Annotated in this window: 14 protein-coding genes; 6 read left to right on the top strand and 8 right to left on the bottom strand. The window is 68.1% G+C overall.

Annotation, left to right across the window (positions count from 1 at the left end):
- Positions 1 to 8: 8 nt before the first annotated feature.
- Both AB4879_RS07430 and AB4879_RS07425 read right to left on the bottom strand, forming a co-directional pair.
- Positions 9 to 6449, bottom strand: a complete 6441-nt coding sequence (locus AB4879_RS07430) for an amino acid adenylation domain-containing protein (protein WP_370507070.1) — start codon at positions 6447 to 6449, stop codon at positions 9 to 11.
- A complete protein-coding gene (locus AB4879_RS07425; RefSeq protein WP_370507127.1) occupies positions 6442 to 9855 on the bottom strand; it encodes an amino acid adenylation domain-containing protein in 3414 nt (1137 codons plus the stop codon). Before AB4879_RS07425 ends, AB4879_RS07430 begins: the two co-directional genes overlap by 8 nt.
- Before the next feature lie 111 nt (positions 9856 to 9966).
- On the opposite strand from AB4879_RS07425, the gene AB4879_RS07420 reads away from it, so the two are divergent.
- Positions 9967 to 11562 carry a (2,3-dihydroxybenzoyl)adenylate synthase gene (locus AB4879_RS07420; RefSeq protein ID WP_370507069.1) on the top strand — a complete coding sequence of 532 codons (1596 nt, stop codon included), beginning with the start codon at positions 9967 to 9969 and terminating at the stop codon, positions 11560 to 11562.
- A gap of 6 nt (positions 11563 to 11568) precedes the next feature.
- Here the strand turns inward: AB4879_RS07420 and AB4879_RS07415 are convergent, their stop codons facing one another.
- The 3 genes from AB4879_RS07415 to AB4879_RS07405 form a co-directional block, all read right to left on the bottom strand.
- Positions 11569 to 12903, bottom strand: a complete 1335-nt coding sequence (locus AB4879_RS07415) for a salicylate synthase (RefSeq protein WP_370507068.1) — start codon at positions 12901 to 12903, stop codon at positions 11569 to 11571.
- 60 nt (positions 12904 to 12963) lie between these two features.
- Positions 12964 to 14322, bottom strand: a complete 1359-nt coding sequence (locus AB4879_RS07410) for a hypothetical protein (protein WP_370507067.1) — start codon at positions 14320 to 14322, stop codon at positions 12964 to 12966.
- Positions 14323 to 14415: 93 nt separating this feature from the next.
- On the bottom strand, positions 14416 to 15015 hold the full coding sequence (locus AB4879_RS07405) for a GNAT family N-acetyltransferase (protein ID WP_370507126.1): 600 nt from the start codon (positions 15013 to 15015) through the stop codon (positions 14416 to 14418).
- A 67-nt stretch (positions 15016 to 15082) separates the two neighbouring features.
- Here AB4879_RS07405 and AB4879_RS07400 point away from each other — a divergent pair, with 67 nt between their 5' ends.
- Positions 15083 to 15553, top strand: coding sequence for an SRPBCC family protein (locus tag AB4879_RS07400; RefSeq protein WP_370507066.1), 471 nt, complete (start codon positions 15083 to 15085; stop codon positions 15551 to 15553).
- Complete coding sequence (locus AB4879_RS07395; protein WP_370507065.1) at positions 15546 to 17309, top strand: sulfatase-like hydrolase/transferase; 1764 nt, start codon at positions 15546 to 15548, stop codon at positions 17307 to 17309. The genes AB4879_RS07400 and AB4879_RS07395 overlap by 8 nt, the downstream gene beginning before the upstream one ends.
- A 6-nt stretch (positions 17310 to 17315) precedes the next feature.
- On the opposite strand, the gene AB4879_RS07390 is transcribed toward AB4879_RS07395, so the two are convergent.
- The gene (locus AB4879_RS07390) at positions 17316 to 17564 is read right to left on the bottom strand and encodes a hypothetical protein (RefSeq protein ID WP_036342815.1); all 249 of its coding nucleotides are present in this window, start codon (positions 17562 to 17564) and stop codon (positions 17316 to 17318) included.
- 46 nt (positions 17565 to 17610) lie between these two features.
- Positions 17611 to 18216: a helix-turn-helix domain-containing protein gene (locus AB4879_RS07385; protein WP_233209093.1), complete on the bottom strand. Its 606-nt coding sequence runs from the start codon at positions 18214 to 18216 to the stop codon at positions 17611 to 17613.
- Between the two features lie 108 nt (positions 18217 to 18324).
- Here AB4879_RS07385 and AB4879_RS07380 point away from each other — a divergent pair, with 108 nt between their 5' ends.
- From AB4879_RS07380 to AB4879_RS07370, 3 genes are read left to right on the top strand one after another with little or no spacing between them, the layout of a single operon-like run.
- Positions 18325 to 19668 (top strand): NAD-dependent succinate-semialdehyde dehydrogenase, encoded by a 1344-nt coding sequence (locus tag AB4879_RS07380; protein WP_370507064.1) that lies wholly within the window; start codon positions 18325 to 18327, stop codon positions 19666 to 19668.
- Positions 19669 to 19671: 3 nt separating this feature from the next.
- Positions 19672 to 20877, top strand: a complete 1206-nt coding sequence (locus tag AB4879_RS07375; protein ID WP_370507063.1) for an acyl-CoA dehydrogenase family protein — start codon at positions 19672 to 19674, stop codon at positions 20875 to 20877.
- A gap of 1 nt (position 20878) precedes the next feature.
- Positions 20879 to 22339 (top strand): aldehyde dehydrogenase family protein, encoded by a 1461-nt coding sequence (locus AB4879_RS07370; RefSeq protein ID WP_370507062.1) that lies wholly within the window; start codon positions 20879 to 20881, stop codon positions 22337 to 22339.
- 66 nt (positions 22340 to 22405) lie between these two features.
- Here AB4879_RS07370 and AB4879_RS07365 read toward each other — a convergent pair whose 3' ends face one another.
- Complete coding sequence (locus AB4879_RS07365; protein ID WP_370507061.1) at positions 22406 to 23464, bottom strand: zinc-dependent dehydrogenase; 1059 nt, start codon at positions 23462 to 23464, stop codon at positions 22406 to 22408.
- Between the last annotated feature and the right edge of the window lie 46 nt (positions 23465 to 23510).

The raw sequence follows: 23510 nt of genomic DNA, 5'->3' as shown, positions 1-23510 counted from the left end.
GGCGTTGGTCACGACGGGCGGGCCTTCGACCACGACGACTTCAGGGCGGCCAGGTCGCCTGCCGACAGTCCGGACACACTCATCGCCTCGTGGCGGGTGTCGGCGCGGTCGGTAGCCGGGTCGACGTGCCCGTCGTCGATCGCGGCGGCCAGCGATGCCACGGTGGGATGGGCGAAGATCGTCCGGGGTTCGACCGTCAGGCCGGCCGCACGGATCCGTGCCGCGAGCTGAACCGACAGGATGCTGTCCCCGCCGAGTGCGAAAAAGTCGTCGTCCCTGCCGATCTCGACAACCTCGAGCAGCTGCTCCATCGCTGCGGCGACGGACCGCTCGGTGTCGGTTCTGGCCGGCTCGCTCGCGCCGGTGGTGTGCGCCTCGGGGCGTGGCAGCGCGGGGCGGTTCAGCTTCCCGGATTCGGTCGCGGGCATCGCGCCGAGCACCGAGATCGTGGCCGGTGTCATGTAGCCGGGCAGTGCCGCAGCCACCGACGCACGCACCGAGGCGGCGAAGGCCGCGGGATCGTCCACCGGCTCACGGGGGACGACGTAGCCGGCCAGGGAGGCGCCGCTGGATCCGTCCCAGGTTCGCGCGGCCGCGACGGCGACACCCTCGGCGGCTTTCAGAGCGGCTTCGACTTCGGCGAGTTCCACCCGGAAGCCCCGCACCTTCACCTGATGGTCGGTGCGGCCGACGAATTCGAGATGGCCATCCTCAGTCCACCGTCCGCGATCGCCGCTGCGGTAGAAACGCGACCCCGGCTCGGCCGCATAGGGATTCGCGACGAACCTCGACGCGGTCAGCGCGGGCTGCTTCCAGTACCCGCGTGCGATCTGCTCACCGGCGTAGTAGAGCTCGCCGACGACACCGACCGGCACCGGCTGCAGCGCCTCGTCGAGCAGGTAAACCTGCGACCCCTCCATCGGTGTACCGATCTTGGGGATGGGCAGGTCCAGTGGGCCGCGAATCAACGCACCAGAGGTTTCGGTGGCTCCGATGGCGTTCAGCAGCTGCATGTTTCGCGCCGGACCCTCACCCACGCAGGAGACCAGACGCTGCAGCAGCGAGACGTTCACCGGCTCGCCACAGGTCACCAGCCGGCGCAGCGCGCGCACGGCGTTCGGTGCGCTGTCGACGAGTGCGGACACCAGGCTGGCGACACCGGTGACCTGGGCGACGGAATGCCGCTCGATCAGCCCCGCTATCGCCTCGGCGTCGCGGTGCTCGGCGTCGTCGGCGACGATCAGGGTCGCGCCGGCCGCGAGCCCGGCCAACGTCTCGATGCACCCCTCCAGGAAAGTCATCGGTGCCTGCGCGAGCCGGATGTCCTGTCCCGGAACCGGATAGTGCTTGAGCTGCCAGGTCAGCCTGGTGCTCATCGCACGGTGGGTGCCCACGACACCCTTCGGTGTCCCGGTGGAGCCCGACGTGAACATCAGGTACATCGGGTCGTCGGGGTGCGGCTGGGTCAAGGCGGCGACGGGATCGGTGGACGCCAGCTCGGCGCGAACCGCCGGATCGTCCATCGAGATCACCGTGACGCCGTCGGCGGGCGGCATCGACGCGCCGGCCTCTTCGGTGACCACGACGACGGCGGGTTGGACGTCGTCGAGCATGAACTGCTTGCGCGCGACGGGATAGGTGGGGTCCAGCGGGAAGAAACCGGCACCGGCTTTCATGATGCCGACGAGCGCGACCACCAGATCGATCCCGCGGCGCATCGACATGCCGACCAGGGAGCCCGGGCCGACGCCGTGGCGCACCAGCAACTGGGCGAGGCGATCCGAACGGTGATGCAGCGCGGCGTAATCGAGCTCATCACCGGCGCACCGCAGCGCGACCCGGTCCTGACCCAACGCCCGGCTGGCCTCGAGCAGTCCCGGGACGGTGCGGGGCCGCTCGACCGGCGACTCGATGCCTCGGCTCTGCCCGAGCACCTGCTGCCGTTCGGAATCGCCGAGCAGGTCGACATCACGCAGCCGGACATCAGGATCGGCGGCGAACGCGTCGATGACCTGACCCAGCCAACCGGCGAAGCGCTCCATCGTCGACGGGTGGTAGAGCTCGGTGCGGTAGATCACGTGCCCGCGATAGCCGTCGTCACCGACGAAGAAGTTCACGCTCAGATCGGCGTGGGCCACGTCGAAAGTCGGTTCCAGGGCGGTGAATCGGGTGTCACCGTCCGGGCCCGCTTCGATCAGCTGGTTCTCGGGAAGCTCCTCGCGAACGTGGACGACCACCTGGAAGAGCGGGTTGCGGGACAGCGACCGCACCGGGTTGACCGCGTCGACCACCCGATCGAACGGGAGATCTTGGTTGGCGTAGGCCGCCAGCGCCATCTCCCGCGAGCGCAGCAGGATCTCACGCAGCGTGGGATTGCCCGACAGGTCGTTGCGCAACACCAGGATGTTGACGAAAAAACCGACCAGCCGGTCCAATTCGGTGTCGGTACGGCCCGCAACGGGTGTGCCCAGCGGGATGTCGCGACCACCGCCGGCTTTACTCAGGACCACCGCCATGACGGTTTGCAGCAGCATGAACTCGGTGATCCCGAGCTCACGACTCAGCGCGGTCAGCCGTTCTCGCACGGCGGTGCCGAAATGCAGCGGGATGGCCGCACCGGCCCCGCCGGCCATCGGCGGCCGGGGCAGGTCCGGGCGCAGGCCGGTGTCCTCGGGGAGTCCGTCGAGTTCTCGCACCCAGAACTGCCGTTGCGCATCCATCAACTCGGTGTCGGACAGCAAGTGGATCTGCCATGCGGCGTAGTCGCGGTACTGGATCGGCAGCGGCTGCCAGGACGGCTCGGTGCCCTGCCGTCGCGCCCGGTAGGCGGTGAGCACGTCGGTGAACAGCACGCCGGCCGACCAGTGGTCGGCGGCGATGTGGTGCACGACCATCGACAGGACGCATTCGCCGGGTGTGCGTAGCACGGCGACGCGGATCGGCAGTTCGGTTTCGAGTTCGAACCGGTGGGCCCGCTCGGCATCGAGTTGGGTTGTCAGCCACTGGTTGTCGGGACCGTCGAGCCGCCGGACCTGAGCATTGTCGCCGGCGGTGACGACCTGATGGGCTACTCCGTCGATCTCGCGGTAGACGGTGCGCAGGATCTCGTGCCGGGCGATCACGTCGTGGACGGCGGCGGCCAGTGCGTCGGCATCACAGGGACCGGTCAGGCGCGCCGCGAACGGGATGTTGTTCACCGGGCTGGGTCCGTCGACGCGGTACTGGAACCAGCTTCGCAGCTGGGCGGCCGACAGCGGTGCGCTCTCGGGGTCGCCCCCGGCGGCGACCAGCGGCGGCCGGGTGGACGGCGTCTGACGGTCGCGGCGCCCATCGATCACCGCGGCGAGTTCGCCGACGCTGCCGGCCTCGAAGATGTCGCGGACGGTGACCTCGGCCCCGCAGGCTTCGCGGATCGCGGCGACCAGTTTGGTCGCCAGCAGAGAGTGCCCGCCGAGGGCGAAGAACGAGTCGTCACAACCCACGTCGCCCACGCCGAGCAACCGGGCGAACAATGCGGCGACGGTGCGCTCGGTCTCGGTGACCGGTGCACGGTAGTCGACCATCGGGCCGATCTCGGCTGCCGGAAGGGCGGCCCGATCCAGCTTTCCGTTGGCGGTGACCGGGATCTCGTCGACGACGACGTAGGCGGCCGGGATCATGTAGTCCGGCAACGCGGCGGCGACCCGGATTCTGATCCGCTCGACGTCCACGACATCGCCGGCCGCCGGCGCCACGTAGGCGACCAGGCTCTTGCCGAGATGGGGCAGATCGGCGGCGACCACGACCGCATTCCCGACGCTCGGATCCACAGTGACGGCCGCGGCGACCTCGCCGAGTTCGATGCGGAAGCCGCGGATCTTGACCTGTTCGTCGGCGCGGCCGACGAATTCCAGGTCGCCGTCGCGGTTTCGCCGGGCCAGGTCGCCCGAACGGTAGAGCCGACCGCCGGGGGTGAAGGGGTCCGCGACGAAGCGTTCCGCGGTCAGCGCCGGCCGGTGGTGGTAGCCGTGCGCCAGTTGTGTTCCGCCGATGTAGATTTCGCCGATCACGTCGGTCGGCACCGGCCGCAGCGCATCGTCCAACAGGTAGATCGCGGTGTTGATCTTGGGTTTCCCGATCGGAACCACCCGGGTGCCCTGCCTGCCCTCGACCTTATAGCGGGAGGCGTTGATGACCGTCTCGGTCGGCCCGTAGAAGTTGTGCAGCAGCGCGTCGAACGTCGCGTGGAACTTGTCGGCCAATTCTCCGGGCAGCGCTTCCCCGCCGATCGGCACCCGCCGCAGGCTGCGCCACTGTTCGACGCCGGGCAGCGACAGGAACAATCCGAGCAGCGACGGCACGAAGTGCATCGACGTGATGGACTCGCGCTGCAGCAGATCGGTGAGATAGCCGATGTCGCGCAGCCCGTCGGTGCGCGGGATCACCAGGCGGGCGCCTTGGGCCAAGATCCCGAAGGTCTCACCGATCGACACGTCGAAGCTGGGTGAGGCCACCTGCAGGAGGCGGTCGTCGGGACCGATCTGGTATTCGTCGGCGAACCACCGGAAGTAGTCGGCGACCGGACGGTGCGGTACCGGAACCCCCTTGGGCAGACCGGTCGACCCCGAGGTGTAGATCAGGTAGGCGGTGTTGGCCGGACCGAACGGGCGCACCAGATCCGACGGACCCGGGTCGTGGTCGGGGAAGTCCTCGACACCGGTGATGGGTTGGCGGATCACCATTTTGGGATCCGCGTCGCCGAGAATGTGATCGATGCGATCGGCGGGATACTCCGGATCGACCGGCAGATAGACCGCGCCCGCCTTGGCGATACCCAACGCGGTGATGACCAGCTCCGGCGACTTGTCCAGCAGCACCGCGACACGATCTTCGGCGCCGATGCCCTGCGCGGCGAGCCACTGCGCGTGCCGGTTGGCCGCCGCGTTCAGCTCGCGGTAGGTGTAGTGGCGGCCCTCGTAGACGACGGCGATCGCATTCGGCTGGCGGGCGGCTTGCTCGGCGACCAGGTCACCGAGTGTCATCGGCGGACAGACGTAGTCCTCACCTCGGGACATGTCGAACAGCCGCGCGGTGTCCGTCTCGTCCAGCACGGCCAGATCGGCCAGCACCCGATCCGGATGGGACAGCGCGTCCTCGAGGAGGACGACGAAGCTCCGCAACATCTGCTCGGCCAAGCCCGCATCGATGACCTCGGTGAGGTACTCGACCTCCACTTCTGCTTCGCCGCCGGCGAACTCGACCATGAATCCCAGCGGGAGTTGGGCGTACTGGCCGCGGAACTCGGCCCGCCGGCAGGTGATGCCGCCGGGTTGGAAGCCGTCGCCGTCCGGATGCCGCATGCCGAAGCTCACCCGCGCCATCCGTTCGACCCCGTAGCGACGGTCCGGGTTCAGCTCCCGGACCACCCGGTCGAGGTTGACCCGCTGATGGGCGAAGGCACCGACGGCGGCATCACGCGCGGCGCCGACCAGATCACCGAAGGTGCTCCTGCGGTCCGGCCGCATGCGCAGTGCGACGGTGTTGCCGTAGTAGCCGATGACGTCATCGGAACTGCGATTGAGAACCGGTGCGGCAACCAGGAAGTCGTCGGCGTGCGTATAGCGCAGCATCAACGCCGAGAACGCCGCCAGCAGAACCATGTACGGCGTCGCCCCGGATTCGTGCGCCAGCGTGGTCACCGCATCGACGGTGCGGGAGTTCACTCGGGTGGTGCGCCGGGCGGCCCGCCACTCGGTGGGAACCGCGGATCCCCTCGGCCCGGGTAGTTCCAGCGGTTCGGGTGGGTCTGCGAGCAGCGCGCGCCAGTACGCCACGTCGGCGTCGTCGCTGCCGGATGCGGGTGCTTCGGCCAGTGGCGCCGGCGGAAGGTCGCCGCCCTGGTAGGCGATGCTGAGGTCGGCGAAGAACACTCGCCACGAAGCGTCGTCCCAGGCGATGTGGTGCGCCGCCAGCAGCAGTACATGCTCGTCGGAACCAGTTCGGACCAACGTGATCCGCAGTGGCGAGTCGGTGCCCAGGTCGAAGGGTTCGGTGAATGCGCGCTGCGCGAGCACCTCCACGCGCAGGCCGCTGGCTTGCGCCCCGAGCTCACGGAGGTCGTGCTCGGCCCAGCCGGGGGCGAGTTCCCCGTGCACGGTCGGGCGCGGTTCGCCGTCGGCGTCGGTCTGGTAGGTGGTACGCAGGATCGGATGGCGTGCGGCGACCGCGTTCACGGCCGCACGCAGTCGGGTCGAGTCGAGTTCACCGCTCAGCCGGTACGACACGCAGACGTTCAACAGCGCCCCGGTGCCGTCGATCGAGTGCACGAACCACATCCGGCGCTGACCGTCGGTCATCCCGGCCGGGTCCGCCGACGTGGCCGGTTCGGTGAGCAAGCCGCGCTGAGACAGCTTCTGGCGCAACAACTCCAGCCGCTGCTGGTCGAACGGATCGGTGAGGGTGTCAGTCATCAGATCTCCGGGTGAGCGCCAAGGCGACCTCGGCGGTGTCCATGAGGGCCACTTCGAGGTACAGCTCGGCGATGGCGTCGAGCCGATCCGCCGGCTCGAGCTCGCCGAGCCGCCGGGCCAGGGCTTCGACGGTGCGGGTGGCGAAGATGTCCGCGACGCTGACATCCGTGACGTCCAGTCGTTGCCGGATCCGTGCCACGAGCGTGGTGGCCAGCACGGAATCGCCGCCGAGGGCGAAGAAGTCGTCCTCGGCTCCCACCGCGGCCGCGCCGAGGACATCGGCGACGATCGCGGCCAGCGCGGACTGCACCGGACCCGTCGGCGGACGGTTTCCGCTTCCGGCGTCCACCCGCTCGGCGACCCGTCGGGCGACGGCGTTGCGGTCGACCTTGCCCCCGATGGAGTAGGGGATCCGGTCGAGCACCTCGATGTGTCGCGGAACCATGTGAGCGGGAAGGTCTTTGGCGATCCGTGTGTGAAGGGAGTCCAGGCTTGTTCCGGCCGCGAGCTGGACGGCGGCCACCAGCCGGTCCGCGGACTCGGTGCGCCCGGGGACGGTCACCGCCACGGCACCCAGCACACCGGGCACCCGCTGCAACGCCGCTTCCACCTCACCGAGTTCGACGCGGTAGCCACTGAGCTTCACCCGGTGATCGGCGCGCCCGACGAATTCGCAGGTGCCGTCCGGCCAGAACCGGGCCAGGTCACCGGTCCGATACCAGCGCACCCCGTCGTGTTCGACGAATCGCTCCGCCGTCAGGTCCGGCCGGCCGCGATACCCCCGGGCAAGTCCTCGCCCTCCGATCCACAGCTCGCCGACCACCCAGTCCGGGCAGTCGGTGCCGGCGGGACCGACGACGCGGCATCGGTTGTTCGGCAACGGCTTTCCGAACGGAATCGCGGTCCAGTGTTCGGGGACGTCGGCCACCTCACAGACGGTGTTGTGGATCGCGGTCTCGGTGGCCCCACCCAGGCCGGCGAACCGTACGCCGGGGGCCCGGCCGCGCAGCCGGTGCGCCATCGCCGGGGTGACCCAGTCACCCCCGGTCGGCACCACTCGTAGCGTCGGCAGCGGGCCTGCGACGTCGAGCAGCATCGCCAACCAGCCCGGCAGAAAGTGCAAGACCGTGACCCGATGCCGTTGGATGAGCCGCACCCAGTGGTCGGGGTCGCGCCGGTGTTCCTCGTCGACCACGACGATCGCCCCGCCGGCGGCCAGGGTGGCGAACACATCCAGCACCGAGATGTCGCACTCGAGTGTGGACAGCGCCAGGCACCGGTCCTGCGGCCCGAGCCCGAAATGGCCGGTGATGAACTCGACGGTGTTCATCGCGGCGTCGTGGGAGACCTCGACACCCTTGGGCTCGCCGGTTGACCCCGAGGTGAACAGCACGTAGGCCAGACGGCCCGGATCCCCGGTGACAGCGGCCGATTCGGCGCCGTCGCCGCGGGTGATCGCGTCGGTGACCGTCATGCACGGAACCGGCGCCTCCGGCAGTTCGGCGCCGCAAGCCAGCGCCATGTCGACGGCCCCGCTCGTGAGGATCCGCCGGGCCCGCTCGGCCGGCTGGTCGATGCCGATCGGCAGATACACCCCGCCGGCCGCGTGGATACCCAGCAGCGCCGGGATCTGTTCGGCCGTCTTGGGCCCCAGCACCGCGACGGTGCCGCCGTCCGGAAGTCCCGCGGCCCGCAGCGCGGCGGCCACTGCCAGCGCCTGGCGGCACAGATCGTCATAGGTCAGGTCACCCATGCTGCTGAACACCGCAGGGGCATCGGGTTGACGCGATGCAAGGTCGAAGAAGCCGTCGTGCAACATCTTTCCGCTGGGTAGGGCGCTGGTGTTCACCGCTTCCCGCGCGGCGCGTTGCGACGCGGGCAGCAGCGGGCCGCGCTCGCTGTCCCAGGCGTCGTCCTCGCGCGCCAGGCGCTGCACTTCGTCGATGTGATGGGCGAACATCGCGTCGATGACGCCGGGGCGGAAGGCACTCTCCCGGACATCCCAATTGAGCAGGATGCCGCCGGCGAATTCGGTCACCTGGGCGTCGAGCAGGACCTGCGGCCCTTGGGAGATGATCCAGTCGGGTGTGCCGAATTGCGTTGTCACATCGGCAGAGAACAGTTCACCGAGGCCGAGGGCGCTGGTGAACACGACCGGCGCGAGCGCCTGTGTCCCGCGATGGCGGCTGATGTCGCGCAGCACCGACAAGCCCGGGTACGACGCGTGCGCCGCCGCTTCGTGCATGGTGTGCTGCAGCACCTGTGCCCGCTTACTCGGGGTGTCGGCAGCAGTGAGGTCGACATCGAGCAGCAGCGACGAGGTGAAGTCACCGACCACGTTCTCGATGTCGGGGTGCAGCGGTTCCCGCCCGAACAGCGGGACGTTGAGCAGAAAGCGCGGGTCTGCCGACCAGCTGCCCACCGTGTCGGCGAACGAAGCTGCCAGCGTCATCGCCGGGGTCACCCCGTGGCGGCGGGCCCGGTCGAAAAGCCCGTCGCGGGTGTGTGGGTCCAGCCAATGCCAGCGGCGACCGGGCCGATGCGGGTCGGTCTGTTCGGCGGCGGGCACCACCGGCAGCGCGGGCGCGTCGGGCAGATCCGGCACCCGGTTCGACCACCACTGCCGGTCGGTGTCGTATCGGTCCGACGGCGAAAGCTGTTGCCGGTATTGCTGGTACGTGTAGCCGATGTCGGTGAGCATGTCACCGCGATACAGCGCGGCCAGATCGGCCATCAACGCTCGGTAGCTCATCGCGTCCGCGGCTTGCATGTCCAGGTCGACGTGCAACCGGCTGCGCGTGCCGGGTAGAAGAGTCAGCGTGAGTTCGAAGACCTGCCCGTCGAGCTGCTGCCGCGACTTCTCCGACCGGATCGCGGCCAGCCGCTGCTCGACGTCGTCGGACTCCCGCAGGTCGATGACGTCGACCGGGAAGGTGTCCGGCGGTACGCCGATGCGCTGCGTGCCGTCGGACAGGAACTGGACCCGCAGCATCGGGTGCCGAGCCGCCAGCAGGGTGGCCGCCCGCCGGAGCCGCTCGGGGTCCAGCGCGTCGCCGTCGAACTCCACGTAGAGGTGGCCGGCCACGCCGCCGAGTTGTTGATCGGCGTGCCTGCCGACCCACATCGCGTGCTGCATCGGCGCCATCGGGAACGGCTCGCCGACGGCCGGTTGTGGTTGCGCAGGAAGCGGATTCGCGGGTTCGGCGGTGGTCAGCAGCTCAGCCCAGGCACGGACCGACGGGGCGGCCGCCAGCCGGGCGAAGTCGACGTCGAAACCCGCACGGCGCCAGCGTCCGGCCAGCGCCATCATGCGTATCGAGTCCAAACCCTGCGCGATCAGGTCGCCGTCCGGGTCGATGTCGGTGTGGTCGACGCCGAGCACCTCGGCGATCCGGTCGGTGATCATGGCCGCTTCAGCCGCGGTCACTGTCGCCTCCCTACCTCAGAACAGCCTCACCTAACTTTGGGAAGGCTACCCTATGCTTGCTGCGTGGAGATGGCTACGTCAGGGAGCGCAATGAGCGGATTCACCCCCTTCCCCCCGGACCGCGCGAGGCACTATCGCGACTCGGGGTACTGGGCCGGCCGGCCACTCGACGAGATCTTGCGGACGGCCGCGACGCGGTGGCCCGACCGGCCGGCGATCGTCGACGATTCGGCTCGCCTCACCTACGCCGAGCTGGACCGTCGAGCCGACGCCGCCGCCGCCGGGCTGTCCGCGCTGGGCATCGAGCCGGGGCACAGCGTGCTGGTTCAGTTGCCGAACAGCTGCCAGTTCGCGGTCGCGCTGTTCGGTCTGCTGCGTGCCGGCGCGCTGCCCGTGCTCTGCCTGCCCGGCCATCGCGACGCAGAGCTGGTGCACTTCCTGGATGTCAGTGGCGCGGTCGGGATCATCGTGGGCTGCGACCCCGCCTACGACTACCGGGCGATGGCCGAGCGGCTTGCGCAGCGCCCCAACCAGTTGCGACACATCATCATCGACGGTGACGCGGGTCCGCACATCACGTGGTCGCGGCTGTGCGAGGGCACCGGAAAGCCGCCGCAACTGCAGCCCGACACCAGCGGGCCAGCCCTGCTGCTGGTGTCCGGTGGCACGACGGGTGCCCCGAAACTGATCCCCCGTACCCACGACGACTACGTCTACAACGCGACGGCCAGTGCCGCGCTGTGCGAGATGACGAGCGACGACGTCTATCTTGTCGCGCTGCCCGCCGGCCATAACTTTCCGCTCGCGTGCCCCGGCCTGCTCGGTGCCATGAGCGTGGGTGCCACCGTCGTGTTCGGACGAGACCCCAGCCCGGAAGCGGCGTTCGCCACCATCGCCCGTCACCGTGTCACGGCCACCGCGCTGGTGCCCGCGCTGGCCCGATTGTGGGCGCACGCCTGCGAATGGGAGGAGCAGCCCCCCACCACGTTGCGACTGCTCCAGGTCGGTGGCGCCAAGCTGGCCGCGGACGACGCCGGACACATCCGGTCCGTGCTCACCCCCGGCCTGCAGCAGGTGTTCGGGATGGCCGAGGGACTGTTGTGCTACACCAGGATTGGGGATCCCCCGGAGATCGTCGACCACACCCAGGGCAAACCGCTGGCCGACGACGACGAGTTGCGCATCGTCGATGACGCCGGTGCCCCCGTGCCGGACGGTGAGCCGGGAGAGCTTCTGGTGCGGGGGCCGTACACCATCAACGGATACTTCCGGGCGGAGGCGGAGAACCAGCGTTCGTTCACCCCGGACGGCTTCTACCGCAGCGGGGACACGGTGCGCCGCTTTGCCAACGGGTATCTGGAGGTGACCGGCAGAGTCAAGGACGTCATTGTTCGTGGCGGGGAGACCGTGGCCGCCCTGGACCTGGAGAGCCATCTGCTGACCCACCCGCGGGTCGCGGCCGCGGCCGCGGTCGGCCTGCCTGATCCCTACCTGGGCGAGAAAATCTGTGCGGCAATTGTTTTCCATGGCAGCCCGGTCGCGCTGCCCGAGCTCAACGAGCATCTCGACGCCCGCGGCGTCGCTGTGCACTGCCGCCCGGACATGATCGCGCCGATGCCGGCGTTGCCGACGACAGCGGTCGGTAAAGTCGACAAGCGCTCCCTCGTCGCGCAGTTGAGTGGCTGAGCCGGCTCACCGCTCGACGAGGTAGGGCGCCAGGCAGGCCATCTTCTCGCAGGTCTCCTCGAACTCCCGATCGGGCGTCGAGGCGGCGATGATGCCCGCTCCGGCGCGCAGCCAGGTCCGGGAGTCGGCTTCGTACACCGCGCGCAACGCCAGCGCGGCATCCATCCCGCCGTCGGGGGTGAACATCGCGACCGCGCCGGAATACAGACCACGCGGCATCTCGTCGAGCCGCAGAATCGCCTCTACCCCGGGGCCTTTCGGAATTCCCGACGCCGTCACGGCAGGAAACAGCGCCTCCAGCGCGTCCATCCGGTTGCGGGTGGGCAGCAATGTGCCGCCGACGGTCGAGCCGAGGTGCTGAACACTGCCCCGCTCCCGCACGGTCATGAAGTCGGTGACCGCGACGCTGCCGGGCTCGGCCACCTCCGCGATCTCGTCCTGAGAGGTTCGCACCGACAGCGCGTGCTCGACGATCTCCTTGGCGTCGGATTCCAGATCGTCCCGGGCCGCCCGGTCGTCGTCCGGTCCGCGCCCGAACGCCCTCGTGCCTGCCAGCGGTTCGGTCACCACCGCTCCGTCGCTGCGCACCGCTGCCACCAGTTCGGGACTGAACCCCAGAGCCCGAATTCCGCCGTGCCGCAGGAGAAATGATCGCGCGGGGGTGTTGTTTCTGCGTCCCAGGCTGTAAGTCGCCGGGAAGTCGACGCAGAACGGCACGTCGACGGCACGGGACAGGATGACCTTCTGGTAGCGGCCGCTCCGGATCTCGGCGGCCGCCGTCGCGACGCGATCGCGGTACCGGCTGGGGTCGGTGGTCACATCCACCACGCCCACCCGCGCGTTGAGGCGGTCCGGCCGCAGCGCACGGATCGCCGCGTCGATCTCCTCGTCACCGTCGACCACCTGGATTCGGTCATCCGAGACGACCACCCGGCTGCGCGGGGTGAAGATGCGGGCCAGCGGTGCGCCCACCGGAAGCTTGTCGAACAAGCCGTGGCGGTGTGCACCGAATTCGAAGGCGATCCAACCGAATGCCGGCCCACCGTCGACCAACGCGGACTCGAGCGCGGCGGCAAGCACCTGTGCCGGACGTCCGCTCCATGGGTGTGCGACCACGGTCTGGCCATCGTGGATGCGGCATTCGTCGCGATCGAGCTCGATGGACGTCCGAGCGCCGATCGCCAATGTCCAGCGGCCGTGCTGCTCGTAGATGAGGTAGTCGTCTCCCGTTCGTTCGGGAACGGCGGCTGCCAGCTGTGCGACCACATCGGCCGGTGTCATGCCCTCGGGGGCCTCGGCACGGTGGGCCGCCTCGATCGGTGCTGCGGTCACGTCGGTCATATCGACAGTCCTCACTGGAAAAAGCCGGGCCCCCATGCGGGGGCCCGGCTCTTCATACCGTTACTTGGCGTCCGACGAGCTCGACGCTGAGCTCGACGACGCGGCCTTGCCGCGCGGGCTGCGGGCACTGCCTGCGGTCGACTTCTTGCCGCCGGTGGCCTTGCCGGCCGAGCCGGTGTCGCTGCTCGCCTTCGTCGATGACGTGGCCGTCTTCTTGGCGGTCTTGCCGGCTGCGGTCGGGACCGAAACGGCACTCTTGGTGGCGCTTTCAGCGGTCTCGCTCGTCGCGGTCTCGGTCGAGCTCGCCGCCGAGGTCGCCGTGGATCCCTCGGTCGAGGTCGTGGCCTCCTCAGAGGTGCCGGCCGTCACGGCCTTCGTCTGCGCCGACTCCGCTGCCGCGGACACCGCGGTCGCCGCCGGCGTGCTGCTTGCCGTCGTCGTGGTGACCGGGGTGATGGCCTTGGCGATCGCCTGCGGGATGGAGACCAGCAGCCGGCCGAGCAGGCCGATCGACGGACCGGTGACGGTCACCCCGTTGGCCGGGTCGGTCGGGGGTGCCACCGGGATGAAGGTCAGCAGAGCCGGGAACGGCGCGGCGGACTTCGGGTTGTTCCAGCCGTTGAGCACCGCGTTGACGAACAGACCCGGGGTGTTGACCACGGTGTTGATCGCTCCCACGGCGTCGCCGGCGGACACCGACTGAACCAGACCGCCCACGATGTCTCCGGCGGTGGCCAACACGCTCAACGCCGCACCGTAGACCGGCTGGAAGATGCCGTTGACCAGAGTGGTGCTGCTGAAGATCGCGCCGACGGCGTTCGCGAAGTTCTGCGCGATCTGCTGGGGGATACCGGGATTCGCCACCGTGCTGCCGCGGGGGGTGTAAGTCAGCAGCGCGTTGTAGATCGGCGTGATCGTTGCCAGCGCGCCGTACAGCACGAAACTGCTCAGCTGGTTCACGATCTCGGCGTTGTTGCCCTGGTCGATGGCGACCTTGAGGTTCGCCAGGAACGTCCCGCCGCGACCCGCCATGTAGTTGTCCCAGTTGACCGGGATGCCGCCGATGGCGGTGCCGAGCTCGGTGGCGTAGCCGAGCTGGTTGCGCGCCACCTGAGACAGAACAGGAAGCGGATCGGCCGCGATGGCCTGGGTCAGAGCTGCGATGTTGGTGACTGTGTTGGTCACGATCTGCGGGTAGATGGTCAACGGTGAGGCGGTGACCGAAAGGCCGGTCAGCTCGACGGCCTGGACCGCCCGCCGCTGGATTTCGTCAGGCAGCGACTGGGTGGCCGGACCGGCGACCAGCGCGCCCGCGGTGATCATCGCCGCACCGGCGATGGTGAATCTGCTGGCGCGGCGCGCCGAGATTGCCGGGCTGGCAACAAGATCAGCCCCCGAATAGTTGACAGCGGCGTGCACGAAATCTCCTTCTGCAAGATATTGACGAGTAAGTATCGCCGTCGGAGATTAGCTAAGACTTACCTAAGTTTCAATAGGTACGCCTAACCATACTTAGTTGAGCTCAGCAGGCCGCTCGAACGCGTAGAGCGCCATGCGCCGGTTCGACATGTCGAACTCGCCGACAAATTCACATCCCACGGCTTCGCACACCCGTCGGGCGGCCGCGTTGCGGTGGTCGGGATCGAACATCACCCGCCGGCACCGCGGCTCGACCGCGAACAGGTTGGTGATGAGCTGGGGAAGCAGGCCGAGCCCCACACCGCGGTTGAGAAGCGCCGTGCTGGCGATGGCGGCATGCAGGCCGAGATCGTATGGGTCCGCGTCATAGCAGGGCGCGATCGAATCCTTTGCCGCCCTGTACAGCTCGAGATACCCGTCGTCTACACCGTCGAGGCTGACGATCAGCGGCACGGAATACGTGCCGTCGAGTTGCGCCTGCAGATGCCGGCGCCAGCGGTCGACGGGCCAGTCGTATTCCCACGCCTGCGCCAGATGCGGCCGGCTCATCCATTCGGCGACCATCTCGGCATCGGCGGCCGTCGCCACCCGTATCGCATACGGCGGATCGACGGTCGGGACGACGGGAGCCGGGACTCGTGCCACCTCTTGTGGCAGGTCGGCGAGCGCGCGAGCCAGTACAACCTCGTTCATCGCGCGCAGCGTAGCCCAACGACGGCGTTGACGGTGGCCTCCCACATTCGCCTCATCACCATCACGAATGCGGTTGAATGGTCCGGTGGCCGACATCCGCCGCAGCCGAGCAATCGCCGCCGACCCGCAGAAGATCTGGGACGTGCTGGCCGACTTCGGCGCGATCAGTTCGTGGGCCGACATCGTCGACCACTCCTGCGTACTCGATCACGGAGCGGCCGGCGGCACCGTCGGGACGTCGCGCCGTGTGCAGCTCGGGCGCACAACGCTCGTCGAGCGGATCACCGACGTCGACCCGCCGCACACACTTGCCTACGACGTCGAGGGACTTCCCCCGCTGGTGCGCCGACTTCACAACCGCTGGACACTGCGACCGATCGCCCGGGGTCTCACCGAGGTGACCCTGACGAGTGCGGTGACCGTGGGATCCAATCCGCTGAAACGGATTGCCGAACGAGCCCTCGCTCGGGCATCCGTCGCGCAGCTCGATCGCCTCCTCGCGTGCCTGGCGAAACGACTGGAGGAACAACATGTCTGAACGCCCCGACATCATCATCGTGATGACCGACGAGGAACGTGCGACTCCGCCGTACGAGGCCGAGGACGTTCTGGCCTGGCGGCAGCGAGTATTGAACGGCCGGCGGTGGTTCGACGAGCACGGGGTGAGTTTCGGGCGCCACTACACCGGCTCGCTGGCCTGTGTGCCGAGCCGGCCGACGATCTTCACCGGGCAGTATCCCGATCTGCACGGCGTCACCCAGACCGACGGCATCGGAAAGGTATTTGACGATTCGCGGATGCGCTGGCTGCGCCGCGGTGAAGTGCCCACTCTGGGTAACTGGTTCCGCGCGGCGGGCTATGACACCCATTACGACGGCAAGTGGCACATCTCGCACGCCGACCTGACCGATCCCGAGACCGGTGGCCCGCTGGCGACCAATGACGACGACGGTGTCGTCGATCCCGGTGCGGTACGTCGCTATCTCGACGCCGATCCCCTTGCCCCGTTCGGGTTCTCCGGCTGGGTCGGCCCCGAACCGCACGGCGCGGGACTGGCCAACAGCGGCGTCCGGCGCGACCCGCTGATCGCCGACCGGGTGGTGACCTGGCTGCAGGATCGCTATGCCCGCCGGCGTGCCGGTGACGCGACGGCACTGCGGCCGTTTCTGTTGGTGGCGAGTTTCGTCAACCCGCACGACATCGTGCTGTTCCCCACCTGGGCGCTGCGAAGCCCGCTGGAACCCTCGCCCCTGGATCCACCGCGGGTTCCGCCCGCGCCCACCGCGGCAGAAGACTTGCGCACCAAGCCCGCCGCGCAGATCGCCTTCCGGGAGGCCTACTACTCCGGGTATGGGCCCGCTGCGGCGATCCAGCGGGTTTATGACTCTGGCGCGCAACGCTATCGGGACCTCTACTACCGGTTGCACGCCGAGGTGGACGGGCCTATCGACCGCGTTCGCCGGGCGGTGACCGACGGCGGCTCGGAGCAAGCCGTGCTGGTGCGCACTGCCGATCACGGCGACCTGCTCGGTGCGCACGGCGGACTGCATCAGAAGTGGTTCAACCTTTACGACGAGGCAACCCGCGTACCGTTCGTGATCGCGCGGGTCGGCGCCGGCGCGACAGAGCAGCGAACGGTGACCGCGCCAACCTCTCACGTGGATCTGCTGCCGACCCTGCTCGACGCCGCCGGCATCGACGTACAGTCCACTGCCGCAACGCTTTCCGAATCCTTCACCGAAGTTCACCCGCTGCCGGGCCGAAATCTCATGCCGATCGTCGACGGGGCGCCTGCCGACGACACACGGGCGGTGTACATCATGACCCGCGACAACATGCTCGAAGGTGACACCGGAGCCTCAGGTCTGGGCCGCCGCCTCAAGCAGACGGTGAATCCCCCTGCGCCATTGCGTATCCGGATTCCGGCACACACCGCCGCGAACTTCGAAGGGCTGGTCACCCGGGTCGACGGTCACCTGTGGAAGTTGGTGCGCACGTTCGACGACCCGGGCACCTGGACCGAGCCCGGGGTTCGGCATCTCGCCGCCAACGGTATGGGGGGCGAGACGTATCGCACCAGTCCGCTCGACGACCAATGGGAGCTCTACGACCTGACCGACGACCCGATCGAGGCGATCAATCGCTGGACCGATCCCGAGTTGCACGAGCTGAAAGCGAATCTGCGAACGCAACTCAAGCAGGTGCGCGCCGACGCGGTTCCCGAGCGGAACAATCCTTGGCCGTACGCGTCACGACGGCCTCCGGTGCCGCGACGCCGACGCCTGTTCGGCTAGCGGTCTTTACTCCGAGGCGATCTGGTGGCTGTCGACGAACACCAGGGTGCCGGCATCGGTGAGAACCGCCCAGCGCCGCGCCGCATCCGAGATGTGCACGTCCCCGACATCGACCGCGTGGCCGGCCAGGTCGCCGAAATCCTCGACCACGACGCCCCGTACCTCGTCGTCGGTGTCGGCATAGACACGGACGCGCTGATCGACGGCGATCTTCTCGTCGCCCTCAGCGCGCTTTCCCGCTGACTTCTTGACCACCCAAATACCTTCCCCGGCACCACACTGTCTGGTCAGTAGAGCACGTTCAGGCCCGATTCGGGTCCGAATTCCGCGGGATCGGTGGCGTGATCGACCACAATACCTCGCTGACATCCGGTCCCGGGTTGTCCCAGGAATGCGCTGCCTTGGCCGAGAAGGTGTAGCAGTCGCCGGTTTTGAGCACCGATTCCTGGCCGTCGACCGTCAGACGCAGACACCCGCGCAGCACGAAGACGAAGATGGTTTCGGAATCCAGCGTGTACGCCCCGCCCGTCCCGCCGCCGGGATGCAGCACCGTCCGCATCACCTGCAGATTGCGTTCGGTTTCCGGCGTCAGCAGATATTCGCGGATTCCGGTGCCGCCCATCTCGACTGGGGCACCACCGCCGCGCACGACCGGCGAATCCGGATAGTCGAACAGCGAACCCACTGAGACACTGAGGGTTTCGCACACGCGCAGCAGGTTGGGCACCGAGATGGTGGTCTGACCGCGTTCCAGCAGACTCAAGAAACCTTTGGTCAGGCCGGCCGAGGAGGCGACCGCCTCCAACGTCAGCGCGCGCTCTTTGCGGAGCTCGCGCAGCTTCGGGCCCAGCCTGGTCATCCAGCCGTCGACCCCCGCGAGAACCTCGACGCCGGTGCCCTCCTGCATCGGGACACCTCACTTCGGCGGACGGCCGGTCACCCGGCCCTTGTGGCATGGGAGTTTAGCGGTATATAACTTCGATAGTTTTACACCACTAAACCCTGAGGACGAAGCATGAGTCTGTACGCGGTGGTCGACCCGAAATCCGGCGAAGTCGTGCGCGAGTACCCGACAGCGACCGACGAACAGATCGAACAGGCGCTGGCTTCGGCCGCCGCGGCGTTCCGGACCTGGTCGAAGACGTCCACAGTGGCCGACCGGGCGGCTCTGATCCGCCGGGTGGCCGCACTGCACACCGAGCGTCGCGAGAAGCTGGCCGAGATCATCAACCGCGAGATGGGCAAGCCGCTGGACCAGGCCCTCGGCGAGGTCGACTTCAGCGCGGCGATCTACGAGTACTACGCCGACAACGCCGAGAAGTTCCTCGCCGACGAGCCGATCGAGCTGCTCGACGGCGAGGGCAGCGCGGTGATCAAGCGCGGCCCGGTGGGTGTGCTGCTGGGCATCATGCCGTGGAACTACCCGTACTACCAGGTCGCACGGTTCGCGGGACCGAACCTGACGCTGGGCAACACGATCGTGCTCAAGCACGCGCCGCAATGCCCGGAGTCCGCCGAGGCCCTCCAGCAGATCTTCGACGACGCCGGCTACCCCGCAGGCGCCTACGTCAACGTGTATGCGACCAATGAGCAGATCGCCGAGGCCATTGCCGACCCGCGCGTGCAGGGGGTGTCGCTGACCGGTTCCGAGCGCGCCGGTGCCGCGGTCGCCGAGATCGCCGGACGCAACCTGAAGAAGGTGGTCTTGGAGCTCGGTGGGTCGGACCCGTTCATCCTGCTGTCCAGCGATGACCTGGACACGACCGTCGAGGCCGCGATGGCGGGGCGCTTCGAGAACACCGGTCAGGCCTGCAACGCGGCCAAGCGGTTCATCGTTTCCGCAGACCTCTACGACGAGTTCCTGGACAAGTTCACCAAGAAGGTGGTGGAAGCGGCCGACGGGCTGGCTCCATTGTCGTCGGTGGGTGCGGCCCAGCGGCTGGCCGAGCAGATCGATCGCGCGGTGGCCGACGGCGCCAACCTGGTCTCGGAAGGCAAGCGCGACGGCGCCTACTTCCCGCCCGGGGTGCTGACCGGTGTGTCCCCCGATTCGGCGACCTATCGCGAGGAATTGTTCGGCCCGGTGGCGATGGTGTTCAAGGTCAATTCCGAGGACGAGGCCGTGGAGCTGGCCAACGACATCCCGTTCGGGCTCGGCTCCTACGTGTTCACCACGGATGAAGAGCAGGCCAAGCGGGTAGCCGACAAGATCGACGCCGGAATGGTGTTTGTGAACGTGGTCGGCGCCGACGGGGTCGAGCTGCCGTTCGGCGGAGTGAAGCGCTCCGGTTTCGGACGGGAGCTGGGGCGGTTCGGCATCGACGAGTTCGTCAACAAGAAACTGATCCGGATCGGATAATCCATGAGCACCACCACGGCTCCGGCCAAGAAAGACACCTACACCCCGCTGGAGCTGTTCGCGACCGACCGGTTGCTCGACTCCGACGAGCGCGACATCGCGGCCACCGTCCGCAAGTTCGTCGACACCAGGCTTCGGCCGAATGTCGAGGACTGGTTCGAATCCGGCACGCTGCCAAAAGAACTCGGCAAAGAGTTCGGCGACATGGGCTTGTTGGGCATGCACCTGCAGGGCTACGGCTGCGCGGGGACCAATGCGGTCAGCTACGGCTTGGCGTGCATGGAGCTCGAGGCCGGTGACAGCGGGTTCCGCAGCTTCGTGTCGGTCCAGGGCTCGCTGTCGATGTTCTCGATCTACCGGTACGGCTCCGAGGAACAGAAGAACGAGTGGCTGCCCCGGCTGGCGACCGGCGAGGCGATCGGGTGCTTCGGCCTGACCGAGCCGGACTTCGGTTCCAACCCGGCCGGGATGCGCACCAAGGCGAGGCGCTCCGGGGCAGGAAAAGACGCGGATTGGGTACTCGACGGCACCAAGATGTGGATCACCAACGGCAATCTCGCCGATGTGGCCACGGTGTGGGCACAGACCGACGACGGTATTCGCGGCTTCCTGGTACCGACCGACACACCCGGGTTCACCGCCAACGTCATCCACAAGAAGCTGTCATTGCGGGCCTCGGTCACCTCGGAGCTGGTGCTGGACAACGTCCGGCTGCCGGCATCGGCGCAGCTGCCGGAGGCCACCGGCCTGGGTGCGCCGCTGTCGTGCCTCAACGAGGCCCGGTTCGGGATCGTGTTCGGCGCGCTGGGAGCGGCCCGGGACAGCCTGGAGACCGCGATCGCCTATGCACGCGAGCGTGAGGTCTTCGACCGGCCGCTGGCGAGTTTCCAGCTGTCGCAGGAGAAATTGGCCAACATGACCCTCGAGTTGGGCAAGGGCATGCTGTTGGCCGTCCACCTCGGCCGGATGAAAGATGCCGAGGGCGCCCGCCCCGAGCAGATCAGCCTCGGCAAGCTCAACAACGTCCGCGAGGCGCTGGCCATTGCGCGAGAATGCCGAACCCTGTTGGGCGGCAGCGGTATCACGCTCGAGTATTCGCCGCTGCGGCATGCGAACAACCTCGAGTCCGTGCTCACCTATGAGGGCACCTCCGAGATGCATCTGCTGTCGATCGGACGTGCACTGACCGGCCAGGCTGCGTTCCGCTGAGGTGACCGACGCGACCGAACTGCGGCATCTGATCGCCGGAGAATGGCACGCCGGCCACGGCGACGCGATCAGCAGTGTCAACCCGACGCGGCCGAGTGCGGTTGTCGCCGAGGGACATTGCGCAACGGCAGCCGATGTCGACAGTGCCGTCGGCGCGGCAGGTGAGGCGCTGACGGGCTGGGCCCGCACGCCCATCCATCAGCGCGGAGCCATCCTGGCGGCGGCGGCCGCCGTCGTCGAGCGCAACGCCGAGGCATGGGGTCTCGAGCTGGCGACCGAGGAGGGCAAGACCAAGGCCGAGGGCATCGGTGAGGTTCGCCGGGCTGCCCAGATCCTGCGCTACTACGGCAACGAAGGCGACCGTCAGTCCGGCGAGATCTTCGCCTCACCGCGAGCGGGTGAGCAGATCCTGGTGACCCGCAAGCCGGTCGGCGTCGTCGCCGTCATCACGCCGTTCAACTTCCCCATCGCAATTCCCGCCTGGAAGATCGCTCCGGCGTTGGTCTATGGCAACACCGTGGTCTGGAAGCCGGCGACCACCGTCCCGCTGCTGGCGATCCGGCTCGCGGAGGCGCTGACATCGGCGGGCCTTCCGCCGGGTGTGCTCAATCTGGTGATCGGCGAGTCCGCGATCGGTGCGGCGCTGGTCGAACACCCGGACCTCGCCGCGATCAGCTTCACCGGCTCGACCGCGGTGGGCCGCCGCATCGCCGCCTCAGCCGCGGCCCGGGGCGTGCCGGTCCAGGCCGAGATGGGCGGAAAGAACGCGGCCGTGGTCCTCGACGACGCGGACATCGCGCTCGCCCTGGACCAGGTGATGCTGGGCGCATTCCGCTCCACCGGCCAAAAATGCACGGCCACATCACGATTGATCATCACCGAGGCAATTGCCGACCGCTTCCTCGACGAGCTCGCGACCCGGGTCGAGGCGCTGGTGGTCGGCGACCCGACCGATGACGCGACGCAGATGGGTCCGGTGATCACCGGTGCTGCGCAGCGGAATATCTATGGGGGCCTGGGCACCGCGATGAACCAAGGCGTCGACGTGCTGGCCGGCGGCGAGCCCTACTTCAAAGGCCTGCTGGCGGAGGGCTTTTTCGTCGCACCCACGCTGGTGGAGTTGACGGCGCAGGCCGACATCTGGTCCGAGGAGTTGTTCGGCCCGGTGCTGGCGGCGCGGCGCGCCACGGATGCCGACGAGGCATTCGCATTGGCCAATGACAGCGAATTCGGTTTGTCTGCAGCCGTTTTCACCCAGGACCTGACCCGCGCTCTGCACGCTGTCGAGCACATCGACGTCGGTGTGCTGCACATCAACTCGGAATCCGCGGGGGCGGATCCGCATGTGCCGTTCGGCGGGGCGAAGAAGAGCGGGCTCGGCCCCAAAGAGCAGGGCACTGCTGCCCGCGAGTTCTTCACCCACACCACCACGGTGTATCTGCGTGGGGGCGCTCCAGATTGAGTGAGTACTGAGGTCGGCGATTCAGCCGATCTATGACACCTCAGTACTCACTCGACGGCTAGTGGGCTACGGCTCGACGGTGACCTTGATGGCCTCGCCGCTTTTGACGATGTCGAACGCGTCGAGCACGTTGTCGAGCGAAAGATGGCGGGTGATCAGGTCCTTGACGGGGACCTGCCCGGTGGAGATGTATTCCAGCGCACGCTTGTTGTGCTCGGGCGCCGAGCCGTTCGCGCCATGGATGTGCAGCTGGCGGTAATGCACGACGTTGGAGTCGCAGGTGATGGTCGGATTGGTCTTGGGTAGGCCACCGAAGAAGGAGATGCGCCCGTTGCGCGCCGCCATCGCGATCGCCTGCTCCTGCGTGATGTTGGCGGCTGTCGCGGTGATGATCACGTCGGCACCCCGGCCGCCGGTCAGCTCCATGACCTTGGCGACGACGTCGACGTCGGCGGCGTTGATGACCTCATCGGGATGGACGGCGTCAGCCGACATCGCCAGGCGGCTGTCGTTGACGTCGACGAGATACACCGGTCCGCACTTGTGCACGCCGCGGGCGATCCGGATGTGCATGCAGCCGATCGGGCCCGCACCGAAGACGACGACGGTGTCGCCCTCCTCGATGCTCAACAGTTCTTGGGCGTTGATGGCGCAGGCGAAGGGCTCGGCGGCGGACGCCTCGTCGAAGCCGACATTGTCGGGAATCCGGTTCAGTCCGTCGACGGCGAGGACCTGCTTGGGCACGATCATGTATTCGGCGAAGCCGCCGTCGTACTGGTAGCCGACCGACGTCTGGTTCTGGCACACCGCCATCCAGCCCTTGCGACATTCGTGGCAATGCCCGCACGGCACCGCGGCGATGACCTGCACCCGGTCACCGATCTGCCAGCCGCTGCCGTAGGTCTGGTTGACCTTGGCCCCGACCTCGACGACCTCGCCGGCGATCTCGTGGCCGATCGTCCGCGGCGGGGTCAGGTTCTGGTGGCCGTTGTGGAAGATCTTGACGTCGGTGCCGCACGTGGAGCAGTTGCGGACCCGGATCTTGACCTCATCAGGCCCGCAGGTGGGCTCGGGGACGTCCTCCAGCCGGACATCCTCCGGTGCGTAGAAGCGCAGGGCTTTCATGGGCGATCGTCCTTCCTCTCGCGTGAGCTGACCCACACTCTAGCGG

Origin of the sequence: Mycobacterium sp. SA01, assembly GCF_041287105.1 — a bacterium.
Lineage (GTDB): Bacteria > Actinomycetota > Actinomycetes > Mycobacteriales > Mycobacteriaceae > Mycobacterium.
The sequence above is the reverse complement of the archived record's forward strand: the minus strand, read 5'-3'. Positions and strand labels throughout refer to the sequence as shown.

Excerpts from the sequence above, each read along its gene's own strand:
- AB4879_RS07400 (WP_370507066.1), top strand. The coding sequence starts at position 15,083 with ATGCGGTTGAATGGTCCGGTGGCCGACATCCGCCGCAGCCGAGCAATC.
- AB4879_RS07385 (WP_233209093.1), bottom strand. The coding sequence starts at position 18,216 with ATGCAGGAGGGCACCGGCGTCGAGGTTCTCGCGGGGGTCGACGGCTGG.
- AB4879_RS07405 (WP_370507126.1), bottom strand. The coding sequence starts at position 15,015 with ATGAACGAGGTTGTACTGGCTCGCGCGCTCGCCGACCTGCCACAAGAG.
- AB4879_RS07425 (WP_370507127.1), bottom strand. The coding sequence starts at position 9,855 with ATGATCACCGACCGGATCGCCGAGGTGCTCGGCGTCGACCACACCGAC.
- AB4879_RS07395 (WP_370507065.1), top strand. The coding sequence starts at position 15,546 with ATGTCTGAACGCCCCGACATCATCATCGTGATGACCGACGAGGAACGT.
- AB4879_RS07380 (WP_370507064.1), top strand. The coding sequence starts at position 18,325 with ATGAGTCTGTACGCGGTGGTCGACCCGAAATCCGGCGAAGTCGTGCGC.
- AB4879_RS07420 (WP_370507069.1), top strand. The coding sequence starts at position 9,967 with ATGAGCGGATTCACCCCCTTCCCCCCGGACCGCGCGAGGCACTATCGC.
- AB4879_RS07375 (WP_370507063.1), top strand. The coding sequence starts at position 19,672 with ATGAGCACCACCACGGCTCCGGCCAAGAAAGACACCTACACCCCGCTG.
- AB4879_RS07415 (WP_370507068.1), bottom strand. The coding sequence starts at position 12,903 with ATGACCGACGTGACCGCAGCACCGATCGAGGCGGCCCACCGTGCCGAG.
- AB4879_RS07430 (WP_370507070.1), bottom strand. The coding sequence starts at position 6,449 with ATGACTGACACCCTCACCGATCCGTTCGACCAGCAGCGGCTGGAGTTG.
- AB4879_RS07365 (WP_370507061.1), bottom strand. The coding sequence starts at position 23,464 with ATGAAAGCCCTGCGCTTCTACGCACCGGAGGATGTCCGGCTGGAGGAC.